Origin of the sequence: Microbulbifer sediminum (assembly GCF_021729035.1) — a bacterium.
Taxonomy (GTDB): domain Bacteria; phylum Pseudomonadota; class Gammaproteobacteria; order Pseudomonadales; family Cellvibrionaceae; genus Microbulbifer; species Microbulbifer sediminum.
Genome location: NZ_JAJSAP010000001.1, coordinates 578,633 through 600,074, shown reverse-complemented (window position 1 = coordinate 600,074; position 21,442 = coordinate 578,633). Strand labels below are relative to the sequence as shown.

General features: G+C 63.2%; 21 protein-coding genes. 16 read left to right on the top strand and 5 right to left on the bottom strand.

All coding sequences use genetic code 11. The features are described from left to right. Together LVD11_RS02450 and LVD11_RS02445 are read right to left on the bottom strand one after the other, a co-directional pair. Positions 1 to 417 carry a SpoIIAA family protein gene (locus LVD11_RS02450; protein ID WP_237055586.1) on the bottom strand — a complete coding sequence of 139 codons (417 nt, stop codon included), beginning with the start codon at positions 415 to 417 and terminating at the stop codon, positions 1 to 3. A 37-nt stretch (positions 418 to 454) separates the two neighbouring features. Further along, entirely contained in the window at positions 455 to 1,027 is a 573-nt protein-coding gene (locus LVD11_RS02445) for a hemerythrin domain-containing protein (protein ID WP_237055583.1), read from the bottom strand. 276 nt (positions 1,028 to 1,303) lie between these two features. Here LVD11_RS02445 and LVD11_RS02440 point away from each other — a divergent pair, with 276 nt between their 5' ends. The 3 genes from LVD11_RS02440 (at position 1,304) to fnr (ending at position 4,309) form a co-directional block, all read left to right on the top strand. Then, positions 1,304 to 1,987: an OmpW/AlkL family protein gene (locus LVD11_RS02440; RefSeq protein WP_237055581.1), complete on the top strand. Its 684-nt coding sequence runs from the start codon at positions 1,304 to 1,306 to the stop codon at positions 1,985 to 1,987. A gap of 82 nt (positions 1,988 to 2,069) precedes the next feature. Next, positions 2,070 to 3,455, top strand: coding sequence for an oxygen-independent coproporphyrinogen III oxidase (gene hemN, locus LVD11_RS02435; protein WP_237055579.1), 1,386 nt, complete (start codon positions 2,070 to 2,072; stop codon positions 3,453 to 3,455). A gap of 98 nt (positions 3,456 to 3,553) precedes the next feature. After that, positions 3,554 to 4,309: a fumarate/nitrate reduction transcriptional regulator Fnr gene (gene fnr / locus LVD11_RS02430; RefSeq protein WP_237055578.1), complete on the top strand. Its 756-nt coding sequence runs from the start codon at positions 3,554 to 3,556 to the stop codon at positions 4,307 to 4,309. 40 nt (positions 4,310 to 4,349) lie between these two features. Here the strand turns inward: fnr and LVD11_RS02425 are convergent, their stop codons facing one another. After that, complete coding sequence (locus LVD11_RS02425) at positions 4,350 to 4,916, bottom strand: hemerythrin domain-containing protein (RefSeq protein WP_237055576.1); 567 nt, start codon at positions 4,914 to 4,916, stop codon at positions 4,350 to 4,352. Positions 4,917 to 5,308: 392 nt separating this feature from the next. Here LVD11_RS02425 and LVD11_RS02420 point away from each other — a divergent pair, with 392 nt between their 5' ends. The 12 genes from LVD11_RS02420 to ribA all read left to right on the top strand — a co-directional run bounded on the left by LVD11_RS02420 (position 5,309) and on the right by ribA (position 14,771). After that, the gene (locus LVD11_RS02420) at positions 5,309 to 5,800 is read left to right on the top strand and encodes an outer membrane beta-barrel protein (protein WP_237055574.1); all 492 of its coding nucleotides are present in this window, start codon (positions 5,309 to 5,311) and stop codon (positions 5,798 to 5,800) included. A 230-nt stretch (positions 5,801 to 6,030) separates the two neighbouring features. Next, entirely contained in the window at positions 6,031 to 7,296 is a 1,266-nt protein-coding gene (glyA, locus tag LVD11_RS02415; protein ID WP_237055573.1) for a serine hydroxymethyltransferase, read from the top strand. A 158-nt stretch (positions 7,297 to 7,454) separates the two neighbouring features. Then, complete coding sequence (gene nrdR, locus LVD11_RS02410) at positions 7,455 to 7,919, top strand: transcriptional regulator NrdR (RefSeq protein WP_237055571.1); 465 nt, start codon at positions 7,455 to 7,457, stop codon at positions 7,917 to 7,919. After that, positions 7,916 to 9,049 (top strand): bifunctional diaminohydroxyphosphoribosylaminopyrimidine deaminase/5-amino-6-(5-phosphoribosylamino)uracil reductase RibD, encoded by a 1,134-nt coding sequence (gene ribD / locus LVD11_RS02405; protein ID WP_237055569.1) that lies wholly within the window; start codon positions 7,916 to 7,918, stop codon positions 9,047 to 9,049. The genes nrdR and ribD overlap by 4 nt, the downstream gene beginning before the upstream one ends. A 26-nt stretch (positions 9,050 to 9,075) precedes the next feature. Next, positions 9,076 to 9,738 carry a riboflavin synthase gene (locus LVD11_RS02400; protein ID WP_237055567.1) on the top strand — a complete coding sequence of 221 codons (663 nt, stop codon included), beginning with the start codon at positions 9,076 to 9,078 and terminating at the stop codon, positions 9,736 to 9,738. Positions 9,739 to 9,811: 73 nt separating this feature from the next. Beyond that, positions 9,812 to 10,927, top strand: coding sequence for a bifunctional 3,4-dihydroxy-2-butanone-4-phosphate synthase/GTP cyclohydrolase II (ribBA, locus tag LVD11_RS02395; protein WP_237055565.1), 1,116 nt, complete (start codon positions 9,812 to 9,814; stop codon positions 10,925 to 10,927). 66 nt (positions 10,928 to 10,993) lie between these two features. Beyond that, on the top strand, positions 10,994 to 11,464 hold the full coding sequence (gene ribH, locus LVD11_RS02390; RefSeq protein WP_237055563.1) for a 6,7-dimethyl-8-ribityllumazine synthase: 471 nt from the start codon (positions 10,994 to 10,996) through the stop codon (positions 11,462 to 11,464). A gap of 72 nt (positions 11,465 to 11,536) precedes the next feature. Beyond that, positions 11,537 to 11,980, top strand: a complete 444-nt coding sequence (gene nusB / locus LVD11_RS02385; protein WP_237055562.1) for a transcription antitermination factor NusB — start codon at positions 11,537 to 11,539, stop codon at positions 11,978 to 11,980. 12 nt (positions 11,981 to 11,992) lie between these two features. Beyond that, positions 11,993 to 12,970, top strand: coding sequence for a thiamine-phosphate kinase (gene thiL, locus LVD11_RS02380; RefSeq protein WP_237055560.1), 978 nt, complete (start codon positions 11,993 to 11,995; stop codon positions 12,968 to 12,970). A 3-nt stretch (positions 12,971 to 12,973) separates the two neighbouring features. Next, complete coding sequence (locus LVD11_RS02375) at positions 12,974 to 13,468, top strand: phosphatidylglycerophosphatase A family protein (protein WP_237055558.1); 495 nt, start codon at positions 12,974 to 12,976, stop codon at positions 13,466 to 13,468. 34 nt (positions 13,469 to 13,502) lie between these two features. Continuing rightward, positions 13,503 to 14,141, top strand: a complete 639-nt coding sequence (locus tag LVD11_RS02370; RefSeq protein WP_237055556.1) for a retropepsin-like aspartic protease family protein — start codon at positions 13,503 to 13,505, stop codon at positions 14,139 to 14,141. A 15-nt stretch (positions 14,142 to 14,156) separates the two neighbouring features. Then, a complete protein-coding gene (ribA, locus tag LVD11_RS02365; protein ID WP_237055555.1) occupies positions 14,157 to 14,771 on the top strand; it encodes a GTP cyclohydrolase II in 615 nt (204 codons plus the stop codon). A gap of 161 nt (positions 14,772 to 14,932) precedes the next feature. On the opposite strand, the gene LVD11_RS02360 is transcribed toward ribA, so the two are convergent. Next, a complete protein-coding gene (locus LVD11_RS02360; RefSeq protein WP_237055553.1) occupies positions 14,933 to 16,006 on the bottom strand; it encodes an L-dopachrome tautomerase-related protein in 1,074 nt (357 codons plus the stop codon). A gap of 213 nt (positions 16,007 to 16,219) precedes the next feature. Beyond that, entirely contained in the window at positions 16,220 to 19,558 is a 3,339-nt protein-coding gene (gene pulA / locus LVD11_RS02355; RefSeq protein ID WP_237055551.1) for a pullulanase-type alpha-1,6-glucosidase, read from the bottom strand. 703 nt (positions 19,559 to 20,261) lie between these two features. Between pulA and rsgA the strand changes: the two genes are divergently transcribed. After that, positions 20,262 to 21,407 carry a ribosome small subunit-dependent GTPase A gene (gene rsgA, locus LVD11_RS02350; protein ID WP_237055549.1) on the top strand — a complete coding sequence of 382 codons (1,146 nt, stop codon included), beginning with the start codon at positions 20,262 to 20,264 and terminating at the stop codon, positions 21,405 to 21,407. The last annotated feature ends 35 nt before the right edge of the window (positions 21,408 to 21,442 follow it).

Sequence of the window (21,442 nt, the reverse complement as noted above, 5' to 3'; positions counted from 1 at the left end):
TCAGGCCTGTGCCCGCTCCGTCCTGTCTTCCGGATCTTCTGCCAGCCATTGCAGGGCATCATCCTGCGCCCGGAAGTAACGCAGTTCGGCGCCGGTAAACCAGTTTGCCACGCGGGTGGCCAACTCCTGCCAGTTGCCATTCCCCAGCAGGGCGACCTGGGAAAATTCACTGCCGTGGCGCAATCCCAGGCGGAGGTCGTCCCAGGCTGCACGCCACTCCCAGCCCCGCAGCTCGCGGATATCCACCAGTGCTTTCACCTGTGGATGGGCGACCGAGTCCAGGGCCTGCTCGAGAAGCGGGGTGATGATCTCGTAATCCCAGTGGGTCAGGTCACCCCTTATCCGGATGAGCAGGAAAAACTCCGACCCGATCCGCTCGATACCGACAGACAGGCCGTGGCGCTGGAAATCCATCATTGGTGTCTCCCTTGTTTGTGACAGCTGGATTGAGAATTCATGTGCCGACACAGGCATCCAGGTGCAGGTTGGCGATGTAGTGTTGCAGTGACTCGAACAGGCCGCGGATATCGGTGTTGAACAGCGGGTCCTGCTGGAAGCGCAGTTGCTGCTCGATCGCCTGCCAATCCTCTTCTGTTAACAGCCGCTCGAACTGGGGAAATACTTCCCGGTTCTCCCGCTCCATATGCTGTCGCTGCAGCGACAGATACTCCCGCGCAGGCCCGAACAGTTGCTCCCGCTCCACCGCCGCATCATTGGCAATGGCGTAGAAGAGGGTGTTCATGCGACGGGTTGCGGCGGTGATGGCCCGGTGCTCCGCCAGGGTCTTGTTAACCGGCGCTAGCCTGGCCCCCGGCCTGGTGCGCAGGCGCTCCATGGCCAGGTCCTCAACCGGGTGGTGCCAGCGATCCGGATAGACGCTGATGTAGTCGAGGGCATCGAGGATCAGCCCCAGTGTGCCGGGATCCCGTTCGCGCCGGGCGAAATCCTGCAGCAGCTGGTCAAAGGCATCCAGGAGTTGCTGCATATGGCGGTGGTCGCGGCAAAGCTGCCGGTAGAGGTGGTGCATGGCGATCTCCATACCCGGGTCAGGTTATTGGCCGCAGTATTGGATCTGTACGCTCATGCTGCCTTGACCTGAATCAAGTGACCGGCGCTTCGGCATCGCTGCGCCCGCGCTCGGGCAGGCCAGCCTCGTTGTTTGCCGCGCAATTGATTTACATCAATTGCGGGCGTTCTGCTCCAACATAATCTGCGCCCGTCCCGCTCGCCTGTGAGGCAGTAATAAAAGTAATAACAGGATGTTTTCGGGCGGGCGGCTTGTATCAGGTATGGAGAACCCAAAATGAAAGTATTTGCCGCCGTCGCCGGCCTTCTCGTTTCCCTGCACGCTGTGGCGTACCAGCCCGGTGAAGTCATCCTCCGCAGCGGTGCGGCCACCGTCAGCCCGGATGTCAGCTCGGGCCCGCTGTCCCTGTCCGGCGTGGCGCTTGCCGGCACCGCGGCCGATGTGGATGACGGTACTGCACTGGGCCTGACGGCCACCTATATGCTCACGGATACCTGGGGCGTGGAGCTGGTGGCTTCATCGCCGTTCAGCCACGACCTCGCTGTTGAGGGACTGGGAGACACCTTTGCCCTTGGCGAGACCCGCCACCTGCCGCCCACCCTGCTGCTGCAGTGGTATCCGCGCCTCGGGGGATCCCCCTTGCAGCCATATCTCGGCCTGGGGGTGAACTACACCGCGTTCTTCGACGAGCAGGTGGATGGCGCTGCAAACGAACTCTTTGCCGCGCTCGGCGCCACTGGCGATGCCGACCTTTCACTCGAAAATTCCGTGGGGCTCGCGGCAGAGGCAGGGGTGGATTTCAGCTTCGGCCAGGACCGTCGCTGGCTGCTCAACCTGAGTGTGCTGTGGATGGATATTGATACCGAGGCCGAGGTTCGCGTGCCGGGCGTCGGCACCATCGCCGCGGACGTGGAACTGGATCCGCTGGTTACCGTGGCCGGGCTCGGCTACCGCTTCTGAGCACCAGGAGCCGGATAATTTCCCTGAACTGCAGACAATAGAGGAGCCGGTGCACGATGGCCCGGCTCCGGGATGAACCAAGATGACCGCTCTCCACCAACACGCCGATACTGCACTCTCGACTGACCTGTTGTCCCGCTACAGTGGCCCCTGTCCCCGCTACACCTCCTACCCGACCGCGGACCGCTTCGTGCCGCTGCAGGAGGGTATGCGCCCCTGGGATGCGTTACGGGAAATCGACAGCCTGTCGCTGTACGTGCATATCCCGTTCTGCCACTCCCTGTGCTATTTCTGCGCGTGCAACAAGGTCATCACCAACCAGTACGGGCTGGCGTCCAGCTACCTGGACCGGGTGCTGGAGGAGGCGCGCTGGTACCGCGACCGGGTAGCCGCAGCCCCGGTGGTGCAGCTCCACCTCGGCGGCGGCACGCCAACCTTCCTCACCGACTCGGACTTGCACCGGCTGGTGGAGGGGCTGGGCGAGATCTTCGACCTGCGCCGCGATGACAGCGTCGAGTACAGTGTCGAGGCCGACCCGCGCACCTTCCGCCTGGATACCCTGGACACCCTGCGGGAGCTGGGCTTTAACCGCCTGAGCCTCGGCATCCAGGACTTCAACCCGCAGGTGCAGCGCGCCATCAACCGTATCTGCGCCCCGGAAGCGGTGGAGCAGATTACCTGCGCCGCCCGGGAACGGGGCTTTCGTTCTATTTCCTATGACCTGATCCACGGGTTGCCGCACCAGACGGTGGATACCCTGCGGGAAACCCTTGACCGGGTGGTGGCGATGGGGCCGGACCGCATCGCGCTCTACCACTACGCCCACCTGCCGGAGCGCTTCAAGGCCCAGCGGCTGATCAATACCGACGCCATGCCGGCCCCGGCGGACAAGATTGCCATGCAGGTGGGAGCCGTCGAAATGCTGGGGGACGCGGGCTACGAGTTCCTGGGCATGGACCACTTTGCCCTGCCGGGCGACGAACTGGCCCGGGCTGCCCGCGCCGGCGAACTGCGGCGCAACTTCCAGGGCTATACCCTGATGCCCGCGGATGCCCTGATCGGCCTGGGTGCCTCCGCGATCAGCTACAGCGCCGGCGGTTACTGGCAGAACCACCACCGGCTGAAGGACTATGTGGAAGCCATTCGCGAGCGGGGCTTTGCCGGCTTCCGTGGCTGGGCCATGTCGGAGGATGACCGCCTGCGCCAGTACCTGATCATGGAGCTGATGTGCCGCATGCGGCTGGACCACCGGGCCGTGGCAGACCGTGCCGGCGCGCCGCTGGCAGAGGCGTTCGCCGCGGAGCTGGAGCGCCTGCAGCCGCTGATGGCTGACGGCCTGGTGCGTGAGGAAGGCGGCGACCTGGTCATCACCGACCGCGGACGCTGGTTCACGCGCAATGTGGCGGCGGCCTTCGATGCCTACCTGCACGAACCTGCCGGTGAGCGGCGTTACTCCCGGGTACTCTGAGTCGTGCAACCGGTTGCCTGGGGGCGCGTAAATCGACCGAGACGACAGGTTCCCGAGCCGCTACAATGGCGTTTTTCTAGCCAATCCGGGGCCAGCCCATGAAAGACAGTCGCCACGCAGTAAAGTGCAGTGAATGCTCGGTGCGTCGCCTGTGCCTGCCCGCCGGGCTTCCGGTGGAAGATATCGACCGTCTCGAGCGGGTGACGCGCAACAAGCGGCTGGTGAAGGCGGGGGAGACGCTCTACCGCAGCGGCGATTCCTTCCACAATCTCTATGCCATCCGCTCCGGCAGCTTCAAGACCGCCGTGATCGCGTCCGACGGGGATACCCAGGTCACGCATTTCGCGCTGCCCGGGGAACTGCTCGGGCTGGATGCCTACAGCAGCCGCACCCATCCCAGTTACGCCGAGGCGCTGGAGGACAGCAGTATCTGTGTGCTGCCCTTCAGCCAGCTGGAAAGCCTGGCGCAGGAAGTTCCCGCCCTGCAACAGCAGATCTACAGTATCTTCTCGGAAGAGTTGCGGCAGGAGAACGAGATCCTGCTGCTACTGGGCAAGCGCGCGGCCAACGCCCGCCTGGCGGCGCTGCTGGTGAATATTTCCAGCCGCTATGCCCGGCGCGGATATTCCGCCAGCCGGTTCGTACTCTCAATGCCGCGCACGGATATCGCCAATTACCTGGGGCTGACGCCGGAAACGGTGAGCCGCCTGTTCAAGGCGCTGCAGAAAGACGGGCTGATCCGGGTGAGCGGGCGTGAGGTGGAAGTGCTCGACCTGATCGGGCTCAGTGAACTGGCCGGCACCCACTGCGGCTATGATGAGAGTGAAATCGGTCGCCGTTCGGCGACCGTCTGAAAGATTCCTACCCCCGTTCGGACGCTGGCACCTGTTCCAGTCAGGCGGGTGCCGTTGTCCGGAGGTCGCTGACATACCGCTGCATGGCATCGTACTGGTCGCGCATTGCCGGCCCGAACAGTGGGTCCACGCGGTCGCCCAGTCGTGCGCGCACCTGCTCCCAGTCGGCCGCATCCAGGTAGCGTTCCATTAATGGAAAGACACAGTGGTTTTCCATCAGGATATGGGAGCGCTGGGCCGCCAAATATTGGCGCGCCGCCCCATACAGGTGATCCCGCTCCACTGCGCAATCATTGGCGACGGTGTAAAACAATTCCTTCATCTTGCGTGTTTCCTGCGCCAGGCGACGATGTTCCTCGCGGGCGCGGAGAATCGGCTCCGGCTCAATCCCGGGCTTGGCAAGCAGTAGCTCGCAGGTAATATCCTCTACCGGGTGATGCCACTTTTCCGGGTAGATGGCGATGTAATCCAGCGCATCGATGATCAGGTCGAGGGTTGACGGGTCGCGGTCCTCGCGCGCCATGTCCACCAGCAGTTGTTCGAAGGCGTCGAGCACCTGCTGGATATTCCCGTGATCCTGGCACAATTGTACGTAGATGCTGTCCATCGCTGTCTCCGTCTCTTGGTATTGAGCTGTTAACGCATCGATCCGTGAAATGTCATTGTCTGGTTCTGTTCAGGTTCTGTTAATCACCAGTGGTCAAAATGTCGGGCAGGGACTTCCGGGGTCTTGACGTCGGTTTGTCCTTTATCGGGCGACAACTCCGGAGCCAACTCAATGTAGCAGTGAGTGAGAGGCTTATGGCGCCAGCGGGGGCGATTGCGGCTGAATTGTGACTTTTTCCCCTACCGGTGGAACGATTCTCGCGACAGCCGGGTCTATTGCCAGCCTGAGACCTGTACACCCCTTGGGATGTGAACAGGTGACTGGCTGGACCAGGAAAAGGCGGATAGAATCCGCGCAAATTCGATCACCACAACAACTTGGGGATTTTCCTTATGCGTAAATTGGCGACGGGCCTGGCGGCCCTGGCACTGGTTTGTTCTTCTGCAGCGAACGCCGAGGGCGGCTACTGGGGCGCCACAGCCGGCCTGATGACGGTTGACGCCAACACCGTTGACGACCCGATCAACTTCGGCCTGCGCGGCGGCTACACCTTCTCCTCCGGGTGGGGCTTCGAGGGTGAGTTCACCGATTCCCTGATCAGCGGCGAGGCGGATGCCTTCGACGGCCGCGACATCGATGTGGATATCCAGACCCTGGGTGGCTACGGCACTTACCGCTCCTTCGGTGACGTCTACTTCAAGGGCCGCCTGGGCCTGATCTACGAAGACGTGAGCGTGGGCGGCTACAGCAGCGACGACACCGGCATCTCCGTAGGCGGTGGCATCGGCCTGAACCTGAGCCCGAACACCAATGTCGAGTTCGAGTACACCATGATCGAAGAGGACGTGAATTTCTGGTCCGGCACCATGATCCTGACCTTCTGATCCCCTTCGCGACGCGGCCGGCCACGGCCGCGTCCTTCCCTCCCTGCCTCTCCGGCACGCCGGCTGCCAGACCCTCCGGTCAAGAGCGCTGTTTATCCCGTTCGACGCCGCATAAATTGGGGCGCAGACCACTTTCCCTTGGTGTACAATGCGCGCCTTTCTACAGTTGTGCTAATGGCTCCTGTGCCCATCGGTGCAGCGTCCACAGCCCGATTCATTGAGGGAAAACCATGTTTGATCCATCAGTCACACTCTCCTCTTACGACCCGGAAGTCTGGGAAGCCATCCAGGAAGAGGACCGCCGCCAGGAAGAGCATATCGAGCTGATCGCCTCCGAAAACTACACCAGCCCACTGGTGATGGAGGCGCAGGGCAGCACCATGACCAACAAGTACGCCGAGGGATACCCTGGCAAGCGTTACTACGGTGGCTGTGAGTATGTGGACAAGGTGGAAGTGCTGGCGATCGAGCGCGCCAAGGAGCTGTTCGGCGCCGATTACGCCAATGTCCAGCCGCATTCCGGTTCCCAGGCCAACGCTGCGGTCTACCAGGCCCTGTGCGCCCCGGGCGACACCGTGCTGGGCATGAGCCTGGCCCACGGTGGCCACCTGACCCACGGTGCGCGGGTGAATTTCTCCGGCAAGATCTACAACGCGGTGCAGTACGGGCTGAACCCGGACACCGGCGAGGTGGACTACGAGGAGGTGGAGCGCCTGGCGCTGGAGCACAAGCCGAAGATGATCGTGGGCGGCTTCTCTGCCTACAGCCGCATCATGGACTGGGCTCGTTTCCGCGAGATCGCCGACAAGGTGGGCGCCTACCTGCTGGTGGACATGGCCCACGTGGCCGGCCTGGTGGCCGCCGGTGAATACCCGTCGCCGATTCCCCACGCCGATGTGGTGACCTCTACCACCCACAAGACACTGCGCGGCCCGCGCGGTGGCATCATCCTGGCAAAGGCCAACGAAGAGATCGAGAAGAAGCTCAACTCCGCGGTATTCCCCGGTGGCCAGGGCGGCCCGCTGATGCACGTGATCGCGGCCAAGGCGGTGTCCTTCAAGGAAGCCATGACCCCGGAATACAAGCAGTACCAGAAGAAGGTGGTTGAGAATGCCCGTGCCATGGCCGATACCTTCCTCGATCGCGGCATCAACATAGTTTCGGGCGGTACCGACGACCACCTGATGCTGGTGGACCTGATCGGCAAGGAGTACACCGGTAAGGATGCGGATGAGGCGCTGGGCCGGGCCAATATCACCGTCAACAAGAACGCGGTACCCAATGACCCGCGCTCGCCGTTCATCACCTCTGGCCTGCGGGTTGGCACCCCGGCCATCACCACCCGCGGTTTCGGGGTGGAGGAGACCCGGCAGCTGACCCACTGGATCTGCGATGTGCTGGATGCGCTGGAGAAGGGCGACGCCGAGGGCACCATTGCCGAGGTGAAGCAGAAGGTGCTGGATATCTGCGCCAAATTCCCGGTGTACCAGAAGTAACCTGCAGCCGGTCCAGGCACTTCATCCAAGGCGGCCCACTGGGGCCGCTTTTTTTTGCCTGCGGTTGTGCCACTCCACACGGCGGGACGCGCTGGTGGCGCCCCCGGGCGCCGCCTGTGTTAAACTGCGGCCCGTTTTTCTACAGGGCCCACTTCCCCATGCACTGTCCTTTCTGCAGCGCAGAAGAAACCAAGGTCGTCGACTCCCGCCTGGTGGCGGAGGGCGATCAGGTGCGTCGACGCCGTGAGTGCCTCGACTGCCACGAGCGCTTCACCACATTCGAGACCGCCGAACTACTGCTGCCCCGCGTGATCAAGCAGAACGGGCAGCGCGAGCCCTTTAACGAGGACAAGCTGCGGGCCGGAATCCAGCGCGCGGTGGAAAAGCGCCCGGTGAGTACCGAACGGGTCGAGTCTGCAGTGGCGCAGATCAAACACGCCCTGCAGGCCACCGGCGAACGCGAGTTGCCGGCCATGCAGGTTGGCGAGCTGGTGATGGAGCAGCTGCGCGAGCTGGACCAGGTGGCCTACGTGCGTTTTGCCTCGGTCTACCGCCGCTTTGAGGATGTGAGTGACTTCAGCCAGGAAATCGAGCGCCTGACGAAGCCGACGGAGCCGCAATGACCCACAATCCCCAGGCCCTGATGAACCGTGCCGTGTACCTGGCAGGGCGCGGTCTCTACACCACCATGCCCAACCCCCGCGTCGGTTGTGTCATCGTCGATGATAGTGGCGCCATCGTGGGTGAGGGCTGGCACCGCCGCGCGGGCCTGCCCCACGCCGAAATCGAGGCGCTGCGCGATGCCGGTGAGCGTGCCCGCGGTGCCACTGCCTACGTCACTCTCGAGCCGTGCAGCCATACCGGTAAAACCGGGCCCTGTGCCCACGCGTTGGTCGAGGCGGGCGTGGCACGTGTCGTCTACGGTATGGAAGACCCGAATCCCGCCGTCAGCGGCCAGGGCCTGCAGGTGCTGCGGGACGCCGGAATTGAGGTTGAAGGGCCGCTGCTGGAAGAGGCCTGTCGGGCTCTGAACCCCGGGTTTATCAAGCGCATGACCCTTGGTCTGCCACTGGTGCGCAGCAAGTCGGCCATGAGCCTGGACGGTCGCACGGGCATGGCCAGTGGTGAATCGAAGTGGGTCACCGGGCCCGCGGCACGTGCCGATGTGCAGCGGCTGCGGGCGCGCAGTTGTGCGATTGTCACCGGTGTGGATACGGTGCGGTTCGACAATCCCAACCTGAACGTGCGCGCCGACGAAATGGCGCTGGAGTTGCTTGCCGCCGAGGCTGCCGCGGAAGTGCAGCCACTGCGGGTCATTGTCGACAGTCGTCTGCGCACGCCAGCCAGGGCCTTTATATTGCAGGGCGATGCCCCCACACTGGTGTGCACGACCGCGCAGGCCGAGCCGGAGCGCCGCGAGCGACTGGAAAAAGCCGGGGCTGAGGTGCTGGTGCTGCCGGCTGGCAGCGACGGCCGCGTCGACCTGCTGGCGCTGCTGCAGGAGCTGGCGCGGCGGGAGTGTAACGAGGTACTGGTAGAGAGCGGTGCGACCCTGTCGGGCGAATTCCTCTACCGCGGGCATGTGGACGAGATCATCGTTTACATGGCGCCCAAATTGCTCGGCAGCACGGCGCGGCCGCTGTTCGAGCTGCCGATCGAGCGGATGGGCTCGGTGCTCCCGATTACCATAACCGACATGCGCGCAGTCGGGCACGACTGGCGTATTACCGCCACCACGGATATCGAGCGGTAGCGCCAGCCAACTGGAGATTTTTCCCGATGTTTACCGGTATTGTGGAAGCCGTAGGCGAAATCACCGAACTGAAGCCCGTGGGCGGTGACCTGCGGGTGCGGGTAAAGAGCGGCAAGCTGGACCTGTCCGATGTGCAACTGGGCGACAGCATTGCCACCAACGGCGTTTGCCTGACGGTGGTGGATCTGCCCGGCGACGGCTACTGGGCAGATGTGTCCGCGGAGACCATGGATGTCACCAGTGTCAGCGGCTGGAAGAAGGGGGACCGGGTCAACCTGGAGAAAGCCCTGACACCGCAGACGCGCCTGGGCGGGCATATTGTCAGCGGCCATGTGGATGGCATCGGCGAGGTGGTCTGGCGCAAGAAGGAAGCCCGTGCCGAGCGCTTCCGCCTGCGCGCACCGGAGCAGCTGGCCAGGTATATTGCCCACAAGGGGTCCATCACGGTGGACGGCACCAGTCTCACCGTCAATGCTGTCGACGGCGCGGAGTTCGAGCTGACCATCGTCCCGCACACCCTGCAGGAGACGGTGATGGGCGGCTACCAGGCGGGGACAAGGGTAAACCTCGAGGTGGACCTGATCGCCCGCTACCTGGAGCGATTGCTGCTCGGTGACAAGGCCGCCCAGCCCGACAGCGAGGGCCTGACGGTGGAATTCCTGGCCCGGCACGGTTTTTACAAGGGCTGAACGCCAAGACTCCTGCGGGAGTACGAGACCTGACTGTAGGAGCCTGCTTGCAGGCGAACACAAAGAGAGATTTATGGAACTGAACACGGTTGAAGAACTGATCGACGATATCCGCCAGGGCAAGATGGTGATCCTGATGGACGACGAGGATCGGGAGAACGAGGGCGACCTGGTGATGGCAGCAGAGCAGGTACGCGCCGAGGATATCAACTTCATGGCCACCCACGCCCGCGGCCTGATCTGCCTGCCCATGTCCCGGGAGCGCTGTGAGCAGCTCGACCTGCCGCTGATGTCCCAGGACAACGGCGCCCAGTTCAGCACCAATTTCACCGTCTCCATCGAGGCGGCCGAGGGCGTGACCACGGGTATCTCCGCCGCCGACCGCGCCCGCACCGTCCGTGCGGCGGTGGCGCGCAACGCCAAGCCGCGGGACATCGTCCAGCCGGGACATATCTTCCCGATCATGGCCCAGCCCGGTGGTGTACTGAGCCGTGCCGGCCACACCGAGGCAAGTTGTGACCTGGCGCGCCTGGCGGGTTTCGAGTCGGCGGCGGTGATCGTCGAGATCATGAATGAAGATGGCACCATGGCCCGGCGCCCGGACCTGGAAACCTTTGCCAAAACCCATAACCTGAAGATCGGCACCATCGCCGACCTGATTAACTACCGGGCGCTGAATGAGACCACCGTGGAGTGCACCAACGAACGCCAGGTGCAGACCGAGTACGGTAATTTCAGGCTGCGAACCTACCTGGACAAGGCACGGCGCGAGCGTCACTTCGCCTTCATCAAGGGCGAGCCCAGCCCGGAGGAGCCGACCCTGGTACGGGTGCACGTGGGCAATACCCTGCGGGACGTGCTCACCATCCGCCGTGGCGATGAGAAATACACCCCCTGGACCTTCCGCCGCGCCATGCAGCGGGTGGAACAAGAGGGCAAGGGTGTGGTGGTACTGATTTGCCACAATGAAACCACCGAGGAGATCGAGGAAAGCATCGACTGGCTCATCAGCGGCAAGCAGCAGCGCCCCAGCCAGGACCTGGTCTACAAGCAGGTAGGGACCGGCTCGCAGATCCTGCGGGACCTCAATGTGCGCAAGATGCGCCTGATGAGCGCGCCTTTCCGTTTCAGTGCCATTTCCGGCTTTGACCTGGAAGTGGAAGAGTACCTGAACTCAGAAGAGGACTGAGTCCTCCGGGCCGTTGATTGCCTGTGTGGGCAATGGCAAAACAAAAGAACACATTTGGAATACACGATGAGCAAGATCAAGGTTATCGAAGGGGATTTCGTCGGCTGCCAGGGCAAGTACGCACTGCTGGTGAGCCGGTGGAACAGCTTTGTGGTGGAGAGCCTTAAAGACGGGGCGCTGGATACCCTGCGCCGCAAGGGCATCAAGGAAGAGGACATCACCATCTACTATGCACCGGGAGCTTTCGAGTTCCCGCTGGCGGCAAAAAAGCTGGCGGCCAGCGGTCGCTACGATGCCATCATCGCCCTGGGCGCGGTAATCCGCGGTGGCACCCCGCACTTCGAGTATGTGGCGGGCGAGTGCACCAAGGGCCTTGCACAGGTATCCCTGGACAGCGGTGTACCGGTGACCTTTGGTGTGCTGACTGTTGACTCAATCGAGCAGGCCATCGAGCGTTCCGGCACCAAGGCCGGTAACAAGGGCTGTGAAGCAGCGGAAACCGCGCTGGAAATGGTTTCCCTGCTGGGCAAGGTTTAACACCGGGTAACGCCGGTTAGTGGATAACCATGTAGGGGCGGCTGCCCCTACAGTTTGGAATCGGAATTGATAATGACCGTTACCGCATCCGCGCGCCGCAAGGCGCGCCACTACGCCATGCAGGCGCTGTACCAGTGGCAGATGGCGGGCGCCAGCCTGAATGCCATCGAGGCCGAGTTCCGCGCCGACAACGACATGAGCAAGACTGACGTGGAGTATTTTCGCGACATTTTCCACGGCGTGGCGAAAAACCTCGATGACGTCGAGGGGGCTTTCGGTCCACACCTGGACCGCAGCATCGAGGACCTGGACCCGGTATCCCGGGCACTGTTGCGGATGTCCACTTACGAGCTGCAGAACCGCGTCGATGTGCCCTACAAGGTTGTGATCAATGAGGCGGTGGCGCTGGCCAAGAAGTTTGGCCCCACCGACGCGTTCAAATATATCAACGGCATACTCGACAAGACTGCTGCAGACGTACGTGCGGCGGAAGTCAAAGCCGACAAGCAGGGCTGAGAAAGCCGGACCATGCGGGCAGCTCCCGGCGAATTCGAGATTATCCGCGAGTACTTTGCCGGAGCCCCGTGCGGAGAAGGGGTCGTGCTGGGCATTGGCGACGACTGTGCGCTGTTGCAGCCGCCCGCCGGGGAACAGCTCGCCACCAGCGTGGATACCCTGGTGGCAGGACGGCACTTCCCCGAGGGGGCCGACCCGGCACTGGTGGCGGGAAGGGCGCTGCGGGTGAACCTGAGTGACCTGGCGGCAATGAACGCGCGCCCGCTGTGGTTTACCCTGGCCCTGACGATCCCGGAAAGCGACCGGACATGGCTGCGAGGCTTCGCCGACGGCCTACTGCAAACGGCGCGGGCTTACGGTATCTCCCTGGTGGGAGGCGACACGACCAGGGGCCCCCTCACGATCACCGTCCAGGTGACCGGCGCCACCGCAGCGCCGCTGCGGCGTGATGGGGCCCGGGCCGGGGACGCGGTCTTCGTCAGTGGGCCCCTGGGCGCGGCCGCCGCGGCGCTGCCGGTAATCCTCGGCGAGCGCACGGTGGAGCCAGGTTGTTTTCAGCGGGCGGTAAGCGCTTACTACGCACCGGAGCCGCAACTGCAAACGGCTGCTGCCCTCTCCGGCCTTGCCAGCAGCGCGCTGGATATCTCCGACGGCTTGCTGGCCGATCTGGGCCATATCTGCGCCGCCAGCAACCTGGACGCGGAGCTGGTGATGGAAGACCTGCCGGTGGATCCACTGGCGGTCGAGCTGGCGGGCAGCCGCGCGCTGGAGCTGGCGGCCACCGGAGGCGATGATTACCAGCTCTGCTTCACCGTTCCACCGGCAATGGTGGACGCGGTAAAAGAACGCTGCGCCGGGGGCGAGTCCGCGCCGGTGCAAATTGGCACCCTGGTGGCACGGACGCCCGGGGCGCAGGACCGGGCGCGTGTGCGCTGCTTTCTCAATGGCGAGGAGTGGCAGGCCGCAAGGCCCGGATACCGGCATTTTTGAACTATGACTGATACCTCCATTCCCCAGCCCACCGCCGCCCAGCTGCTGCGCAGCCCCACCATGTTGCTGGCCTTCGGCTTCGGTTCCGGGCTGGCGCCGAAGGCGCCCGGTACCTTCGGAACCCTGATGGCGTTGCCGTTCTGGTGGCTGCTGCAGCACCTGCCTCCGGCCCAGTACCTGGCGGTGGTGGTGGTCGGTGCCGTGGTGGGCTGCTACCTGTGTGGCGCCGCCTCCCGGGCGCTGGGAGTACACGACCATGGCGGCATCGTCTGGGATGAGATGGTGGGTTACTGGCTGACCATGTTCCTGGCCCCGGCAGGCTGGGGATGGGCGCTGTACGGGCTGGTGCTGTTCCGCCTGTTCGATATTGCCAAGCCGCAGCCCATTGGCTGGGTGGACCGCCGCGTCCACGGTGGTGTCGGTATTATGCTCGACGATATACTGGCTGCCGGGTACGCGGCGCTGGTATTACAGCTGACCGCGGCATGGATCGGGTAGACCGGCTTGCCGGTCGGTGAAAGGGGATCGCACCGTGAATATTCGTCGCCTGCTCGCCTGTTGCTTCCTTCTCTGTTCGTCGCCGGTATGGGCGCAGCAGGTCCAGCTCAAGGCGTTGTTCGGAACCAGTGCCATGCTTCAAGTGGATGGTAAGCAGAGGCTGCTCAAGAGCGGCGAAACCTCGCCGGAAGGGGTGCGGCTGCTCGAGGCCAACAGCAGCTTCGCCCGGGTAAAGGTCGACGGCCGCGTACAGAAACTGACCCTGGATGCGCCGGTGGCGGCGCGCTATGCCGAGGCCGCGCGCACGGAGGTGCGCCTGGTTGCGGACAGCCGTGGGCACTTCAGCACGGATGCGTGGGTCAATGGCCGCCGGGTGCCGGTAATGGTGGACACCGGCGCGACCAGCATTGCCCTGAATTACCCGACGGCCCAGCGCCTGGGGTTGAACCTGGACAATGCCCGGGCCGTACGTGTCGCCACCGCCAATGGTATCGCCCGAGCCTACCAAGTGACGCTGTCGAGCGTCACCGTGGGCGGAATCAAGCTGCATAATATCGACGCCACCGTCCACGCCGACAATTTCCCCCATATCACCCTGCTGGGCAACAGCTTCCTGAGCCGGGTGGATATGGAGCAGCAGCGCGGCATGCTGATCCTGCGCGCGCGCAACTGATGATGAGGTAAGAACTTGACCATTCGCTTTGTGGAGTCCTCCAAGCTGCCTACACCCTGGGGCATGTTCGAGATGCACGGGTTTGAGGAAACCGATACCGGCAAGGAACACCTGGTGCTGACCATGGGGGACCTGGATACCGATGAGCCGGTGCTGGCCCGGATTCATTCCGAGTGCCTGACCGGCGACGCCCTGTTCTCATTGCGCTGTGATTGCGGTGCACAGTTGCAGCACGCCCTGCACCGGATCGCAATGGAGGGCCGCGGGGCGGTATTTTACCTGCGCCAGGAGGGACGGGGCATCGGCCTGCTGAACAAGATCCGCGCCTACAAGCTGCAGGATTGCGGTGCCGACACCGTCGAAGCCAATGAACAGTTGGGCTTCGGTGCGGATATGCGCGATTACTCGATCCTGAAGGCCATGATCGAGCACCTGCATATCGGTTCCATCCGCCTGATGACCAACAACCCGCGCAAGGTGAAGGCGTTGGAAGAGCTGGGAGTGAAAGTGGTGGAGCGGCTGCCCCACCAGACCGGGCGCAACCCGCATAATATCAAGTACCTCTCCACCAAGCGGGGCAAGCTTGGGCACCTGCTCAATGACGAGGAGGAGGATGGCCCGGACTCCTGAGCCTTCCCCGCCTTCCCCACTGATTGCTGTTTTTCGCTCGTAGGGGCGGACCTTGTATCCGCCCGTACCCCACGCGGTAACCCCTCTCCCCGCAAACACGGTGCCGGTGTGCTCGCCTGCAGGGCCGGCGTCCCCAACGTTCTATTCGAGCGGTGCTCCTCTCAGCTCTCCGGCAGGCGCACCCGGTAGATACCGAACTCCATATCGTCTATAGCACCGGTGGCCTCGTGGATACGGCTGTTGGTGTAATACAGCATGCCGTCGTGAATGCTGAAGGTGTCGGCCCAGCGGACCCTGTCCCCCTCCACCAGGACATGTGTCTCGCCGGCGGGATCGCGATAGAGGATCTTGTGGTTTTCCAGGTCGGCGAAATACAGGTTGCCTTGCTGGTCCAGGATCATGCCATCGGGAGCGCTGGTCTTCGCCACCTCGCGGACATGGCCGGCAGCGTCACTATCGGGATCCAGGTGGCGGGTCCCGATCGCATAGAGGGTGTAGCCGGTCAGCGCATGGAAGTAGAGCCGCTGATTCTCCAGGTCGAGGGCTATACCATCGCTGTGCACCGTGTTGTTCCAGCGTTTGCCGTCGATGGTCAGGTAGTCCTGTTCCGCCCGTGTGCTCTTATGATCGTCCAGCACCCGGTAACTCTTCCCTTTCTCCCCATTCTCTTCCTGGCCCAGCTCGTAAACCACCAGTCCCGGGTGGTTGGAGTCCGTCATGTAAATCCGGCCCGCCGCTTCGTCGATACGCAGGTCATTGATGTAGGAGTCCGGGTGATAACCGGCATCGCCGAGCAACAGCACGCGCTCCAGCTTGTTGCTGTCCAGGTCGAAGACAAAAATACGCGGGGCGTCCACAACACCCTGGAATTTGGGGTTGCGCGTATCAAGGGCATAGAGCTTGTCGCCATAGGCCACCACAGACTGCACCGCCAGGAAGCAGTCATCCCGGGCAGTGCTGTCTGCCATGCAGCGATTCATGGCGGCATTGGGGTAGGGCCGGTACTTGCCGGTGTCGGGATTGACCTCTGCGACTGCGAAGGGAATGCCATCACGCCAGTTGGGCGCATTGGTAAAGATCCTGCCAGCGTCGGTAACGGTGACACCGGTCGTCTGTACCCCGCGGATGGCACTGACCTTTTCCGCCGCCGCTGGGCCAGTATCTGCACAGTGGCCATTGGCAATGAAAAGCAGCGTGGAAGTGCCGCCAACAAGCAGTTTTTGCAATAGCGTCATACGTAAGCCCTCCGGGCCTGTGGCAAAGGTAGATGGATTCCTGCCGGTCCGGCCACGCCTGGCTAGCGGCCGGCGGTTGCAGCCTGATGAAATTACAGCATAGCGTTCCCCCGGGGGGCAAAAAGGGTCTGGTCTTCGGCTGAGCGCAGGGAGTTACCAGTGAAAAAGGCCGGCGTAATGCCGGCCCTCTCGGATTGATGCCTGTTTTTTCGATCAGTGCGAACCGCGGTAATTCACCAGTACCGCAGTGGTTCGCCCCGGAATCGAGACTCTCCCGGACTGGCGATCGAAATCCACCTCGCGCAGTCGCTGGTCCGTGGAATGGCGCTGGCGCGGGTGCAGCACGAAAGTCTTGCCCTGCAGTTCCTCACTGGCAAACTCCACTGTTGCGTCATCGCCGTTGAACAGCACCAGGATCTCCTTGTGGCGACGGTCGAAATGGCCCTCCTCGTCCAGCAGCTGCATGGCGATCAGGCCCGGCACCTGGTCCGGCCCCATATTCAGGAACCGCACATGCTCCACCACCGCGTCGGCATTGGGCAGGCGGAACAGGCGCGAGCTGTTGCGGATGGCCAGCTGCTCGCGGAACAGCGCAATCGTATCGAGACGGTGTTTCCGCTGCGGAGCGATATCCGGGTCGGCCAGCAGCGGAGCCATCAGCGGCCACTTGTCCTCGTTCTTGTCGGCGACCGGCAGGCCCGCGCCCCAGTTACCTGTCCTGAAGCTGAAGTCCAGTGCATTGAACCAGTCACCGGAGTTGTAGCTGTCCCGGTCCATGGACTTGGAGCGCAGGAATTCCTGGCCGGCGTGGATAAACGGCACCCCCTGGGCAAACAGCACCAGTGAGTTGCTGAAGGCCTGCATGCGCACACGCTCGTCGATAGTGGCGCTGCTGCTGGCCTTGATCTGGATACCGTCGAACAGGGTTTCGTTGTCGTGCGCGGCGATATAGTTGATGGACTCCTGCGGGTCGCTGGTGTAACCGGTGGGCTGGCCGTTATAGACCAGCTCCGCGCCGGTAATCACATTGCCGTGGGAATCAATCAGCGGGAAATCGGCCAGGTTGCCGGCCAGGGAAACCCGCACCTTGTCCGCCAGCGTCAGCAGGGTGGCGCGCTCATCGCTGCCGCTGAACTTGCCGTTGGAGTCGGTATAGAGGCCGGTACCGAAGCCCTGTTCCTCGTAGCCGCCGAAGGGATTGCCGCCGCGCACACTGTCGCGCAGCCGGTCATTGAAGGTGCCCACGCCGGTGCCGGCCATATTCCACTGGCGCGCCTGCTTGAATCGGGCATCGTCGGCAACCTCACCGAAGTTCCAGCCCTCGCCGTAGAGGTAGATGCTGTCGCCGTCGACACCGTCCTGCTCCGGGGTCAGCGCCCCCAGTGCCTCGCTGGTGTTGAGGATATTATCCAGGCTGTGGTGACCCATCAGGTCGAAGCGGAAACCGTCCACCTTGTAGTCGCGGGCCCACACCAGCATGGAATCGATCATCAGCTTTTCCATCATGGCGTGCTCACTGGCGGTGTTGGCACAGCAGCTACTCATCTCCACGCCGCCATCGCTGTTGCGCCGGTGGTAATAGCCGGGGACGATCTTATCCAGCACCGAATTCTGGTACTGGCCGAAGGAGCTGGTGTGGTTGTAGACCACATCCATCACCATCCGCAGTCCGCTTTTGCCCAGGCCCTGGACCATCTCGCGGAACTCGCGAATGCGGGCGGCACCGTCGGGGGCGGTGCTGTAGCTGCCCTCGGGCACGGTGAAATGCAGCGGGTCGTAGCCCCAGTTGAAGCCATCGGTATCACGAATGGCGTTGACCGCGGCCTGCTGTTCCGGGCTGTCCGGCGCGTAGATGCTGAGGTCCGGGGACTGCGCCTGCTGTGAGCGGTCCTCGTTAACGGTGGCGAAGTCGAAAGCGGGTAACAGGTGTACGTGGCTCAGGCCGGACTGCGCCAGGGCCCGCAGGTGACGCATGCCGTTGCTGTTGCGCTGGCCAAAGGCTTTGAACGTACCGCGTGCGCCGTCGGGGACAGTATCGTCTTCGATACTGAAGTCGCGCACGTGCAGCTCGTACAGGGAGATATCCTCCGGCTGCGCCAGGGTGGATTTGCGCAGGCGGTCCCAGCCATTGGGTTTCAGGTCAGAGTCGTCGAGGTTGATCACCTGGCTTTTGCCACTGTTCAGCGACAGGCTGAGTGAGTAGGGGTCCGTCACCCGGTTGGTTTCGATATCGCGGCTGAAGTAGGAGTAGACCTCCACCTCGTAGAGATAGAATTTGCGGTCCCACTCCCGGCTCACCTCGGCGGTCCACACGCCAGTAGCCGGGTTGCGCTGCATGGGAACAACCATGTCGGCTTTGTCCTTGCCGGAAGTGCTGAACAATTGCAAGTTGAGTGAACGGGCGGTGGGCGCCCACAGGCGGAAAACAACCCGGTCGTCGAGCACCTCGGCGCCCAGCTTGCCGTCATAGGCAAACGCATCGTCCAGCGCGCCGGGCAACTGGATACCGGTGGCATCGCGCACCTTGCCGGCCTTGTCATAGACAGCCAATGCCAGCTGCTTCTGCACCAGGGATTCGATCGGGGGCGCATCCGCCGGCAGGGCCAGGGTGGTATAGCCGGACAGGTGGCGGAATTTTTCCCGCGCTGCCGCGGGCAACCCGCTGATCTGCCGCAGCGCAATGGCGCCGTCACCGCTGACACCGTCGGGCCCCAGCGCCAGCCCGGCGCTGTCGCTGTAATGCAGCATTACCGTGTCACCCTCGTCGACAGAAATATTCCAGGCGAAGGTCTGCCTGTCGACCCAGTGTGCCCTGTCGAGTCCCAGGTCGCCGCGGGGAATACCGTCAGTGCTGACGGTTACCTGGCGGGTATGGGTATCGAAGGCGAAATAGATTTCGTCGCCGTCGGCTGCCACGGTGAATGGCACATTGCCGCCGTTGTTGCCGTAGCTTTCATTCCATCGCTCGTCCAGGGCCACCTTGAACTCGTATCTGCCTGCGGGAATATCCGTGCTGAGGAAGGTGTAGATGCCGTCGCCGTCCTCGTCCTGCATCCAGCTGCGCAGGCAGTCCGGCTGCCAGTCGCCGGGGCAGCCCAGCTCGGACTGGAAGTTGCCGGCCACAGTGGCGATGGTGCTGCTGACGTTGTCGGTAATCCAGTGGGTTTCGTGGTCGTAATAAAACTTTACCTCGCGGGCAGTATCCAGCTGCAGGGGAATGTTGGCGCCGTTGCGGATCGCACCTTGGCCATAGTTTTCCTCCCAGCTGCTGTTCAGGGCGGCCTTGTACTCGTAGTCACCGGCGGGCAACGGGAAGCTGCCCTGCCATTTGTCGTCGGCGTTGTCGTAGCCCAGCATGCTGGCGGCACATTCCGGTTGCCAGTCACCGGGGCAACCGATGGGGCTCTGGACAGTGCCGGGAATATTCACAGCGGTGGGAGCGGGTGTGTCGCTGGCACGGGCCGGGAGGTTGGTGGCCAGCATGCCGGCGGCGATTGCCAGGGCCAGGAGTTCGGGACGCGCCGGTATCGAGAGGACTCTCATGGTTCGCATAGATGTGGTTCCTCAGGTTTATTGTTATTGAGGTTTTTTGTTTCTGGATCGCGCGGGGAGCGTCTCGAATCTTCCCCCCTGGCACCATTGAACCCCACCTCTGCAGCAGGCTCCTCCCACCCCGGGGGGCGGAGGTACTAAGTGAGCGCTTTTGGCGTTTGCTACATCTTTTCTGATGACCGATGTCACATAAGTTTTATAAAACCGTCACGAGGCGGAAACGCGGGCAGGGGAATATTGTTGGCGAGCAAGGCAATGCAGGAGCTGAGCATTGTCTATACTCAGTCCATCTGGTTGTGGCGAGTCGAGAAAGGTGATGCACTCGCTGCAGTCGGGTAAAAAGGCCGGCGTTTCGCCGGCTTTTTCGTTTCCGCTCACCGGCGGAAATTTTTTTGTGCTCCCGTCCGGCGACTTGCGGGCGCCGGCGCCCGGTGCTAATTTCCGTGAGGCTTATCCCTGTCCTTGAATTGCTGCGGAGGACTCCAGATGATTGTTGTCAGTCTCCGCCGGGACGCGTAGCGCCAGATCCGTTCCCCGCGCAACCGGGCAGGTTCCTGCACCTGCCCCGCGCCAGTGAACCGGCGCTTTCCACCCGGCGACCAGTTTCCATAGATTCGCCGGGTTTCCCTGTTACCGGAAACCCGCCCGCCACCTGTTTGGGTGTGGCTGACTTGCGCATACGCGCAATACCGGGATTACAGCAATGAGCAAATCACTGATTTCACGCCGTCCGGGCCACCGGCGCGGAAGCGTGACCAATGGCCGCGCTGCGGCGCCATCACTTTCCCCACTGCAACTGCTGGGTTGGAAGCCTTTCTTCCAGCAACAACTGGTTCTTGAGGAGCTGGAGGCCTGCGACCCGCTCCGGGTCATGGCCGTACACCGGGACCGGCTTTTACTGGCCGGAGAGCGGGGTGAGGAAGTCCTGGCGCTGGGCGGCACATTTTTCAACGAGCCAGCCTCCAGTGATACAGGAGGACAGCGGATCACCGTGGGCGACTGGCTGCTGCTGGATCGGGCGTCCCGACGGCCGCAGCGCACCCTGGAGCGGCAGAGCTTGTTCCAGCGCATGGCGCCCGGGGCGCAGCGCGCCCAGTTGATCGCGGCCAATGTGGATACCGCGGTGGTGGTGTCCTCCTGTAATCATGACTTCAACCTGTCGCGTATCGAGCGTTACCTGGCGCTGGTGCAGGCCGCCGGCGCCAGCCCGCTGGTGGTACTGACTAAAGCCGATCTGTGTGACGACCCGTCGGTTTACCTGGACAGGCTGCGGGCGTTGCCCGGTATCCAGGCACTGGCCGTGGATGCCACTGACCCGGGCGGGGTGGAACCGCTGCGGAACTGGTGCGGCGCCGGTGAGACGGTGGCCTTGCTGGGATCTTCCGGCGTGGGCAAGTCCACCCTGCTCAATACGCTGGGCGGCGAAACACGCGCCGCCACGGCCGGTATCCGTGAAGACGACAGCAAGGGACGCCATACAACCCGGCATCGCGAGCTGTATCCGCTACCCGGGGGCGCCCTGCTGCTGGACAGCCCGGGCATGCGCGAGCTGGGCCCCGCCGGTGTGGAAGGGGGACTCGAGCAGGCGTTTGGTGATATCGGCGCGCTGTCGGCCAGGTGCCGCTTCGGCGACTGCCGGCACGAGTCTGAACCCGGCTGCGCGGTTCTGGCGGCTCTGGAGCGCGGTGAGCTGGACGAGCGGCGCCTGGGCAACTGGCGCAAGCTGGAGCGGGAAGTGGCGCGGAACAACCGCACCCTGGCGGAGCAGCGTGCCGGCGACAGGGCCCTGGGGCAGCTGTACCGGGCGGTGCAGGGGCACGCGCGGAATCGCAAGCAGCGCGGAGACTGACAGCTCGCTCTCCCTGTGCGCATTCTCCCCCCGGA

Excerpts from the sequence above, each read along its gene's own strand:
- LVD11_RS02450 (WP_237055586.1), bottom strand. The coding sequence starts at position 417 with ATGATGGATTTCCAGCGCCACGGCCTGTCTGTCGGTATCGAGCGGATC.
- LVD11_RS02360 (WP_237055553.1), bottom strand. The coding sequence starts at position 16,006 with ATGACGCTATTGCAAAAACTGCTTGTTGGCGGCACTTCCACGCTGCTT.
- ribH (WP_237055563.1), top strand. The coding sequence starts at position 10,994 with ATGAGCAAGATCAAGGTTATCGAAGGGGATTTCGTCGGCTGCCAGGGC.
- glyA (WP_237055573.1), top strand. The coding sequence starts at position 6,031 with ATGTTTGATCCATCAGTCACACTCTCCTCTTACGACCCGGAAGTCTGG.
- LVD11_RS02400 (WP_237055567.1), top strand. The coding sequence starts at position 9,076 with ATGTTTACCGGTATTGTGGAAGCCGTAGGCGAAATCACCGAACTGAAG.
- thiL (WP_237055560.1), top strand. The coding sequence starts at position 11,993 with ATGCGGGCAGCTCCCGGCGAATTCGAGATTATCCGCGAGTACTTTGCC.
- nusB (WP_237055562.1), top strand. The coding sequence starts at position 11,537 with ATGACCGTTACCGCATCCGCGCGCCGCAAGGCGCGCCACTACGCCATG.
- LVD11_RS02420 (WP_237055574.1), top strand. The coding sequence starts at position 5,309 with ATGCGTAAATTGGCGACGGGCCTGGCGGCCCTGGCACTGGTTTGTTCT.
- pulA (WP_237055551.1), bottom strand. The coding sequence starts at position 19,558 with ATGCGAACCATGAGAGTCCTCTCGATACCGGCGCGTCCCGAACTCCTG.
- LVD11_RS02440 (WP_237055581.1), top strand. The coding sequence starts at position 1,304 with ATGAAAGTATTTGCCGCCGTCGCCGGCCTTCTCGTTTCCCTGCACGCT.
- LVD11_RS02375 (WP_237055558.1), top strand. The coding sequence starts at position 12,974 with ATGACTGATACCTCCATTCCCCAGCCCACCGCCGCCCAGCTGCTGCGC.
- fnr (WP_237055578.1), top strand. The coding sequence starts at position 3,554 with ATGAAAGACAGTCGCCACGCAGTAAAGTGCAGTGAATGCTCGGTGCGT.
- nrdR (WP_237055571.1), top strand. The coding sequence starts at position 7,455 with ATGCACTGTCCTTTCTGCAGCGCAGAAGAAACCAAGGTCGTCGACTCC.
- hemN (WP_237055579.1), top strand. The coding sequence starts at position 2,070 with ATGACCGCTCTCCACCAACACGCCGATACTGCACTCTCGACTGACCTG.
- LVD11_RS02425 (WP_237055576.1), bottom strand. The coding sequence starts at position 4,916 with ATGGACAGCATCTACGTACAATTGTGCCAGGATCACGGGAATATCCAG.
- rsgA (WP_237055549.1), top strand. The coding sequence starts at position 20,262 with ATGAGCAAATCACTGATTTCACGCCGTCCGGGCCACCGGCGCGGAAGC.
- LVD11_RS02445 (WP_237055583.1), bottom strand. The coding sequence starts at position 1,027 with ATGCACCACCTCTACCGGCAGCTTTGCCGCGACCACCGCCATATGCAG.
- ribBA (WP_237055565.1), top strand. The coding sequence starts at position 9,812 with ATGGAACTGAACACGGTTGAAGAACTGATCGACGATATCCGCCAGGGC.
- ribD (WP_237055569.1), top strand. The coding sequence starts at position 7,916 with ATGACCCACAATCCCCAGGCCCTGATGAACCGTGCCGTGTACCTGGCA.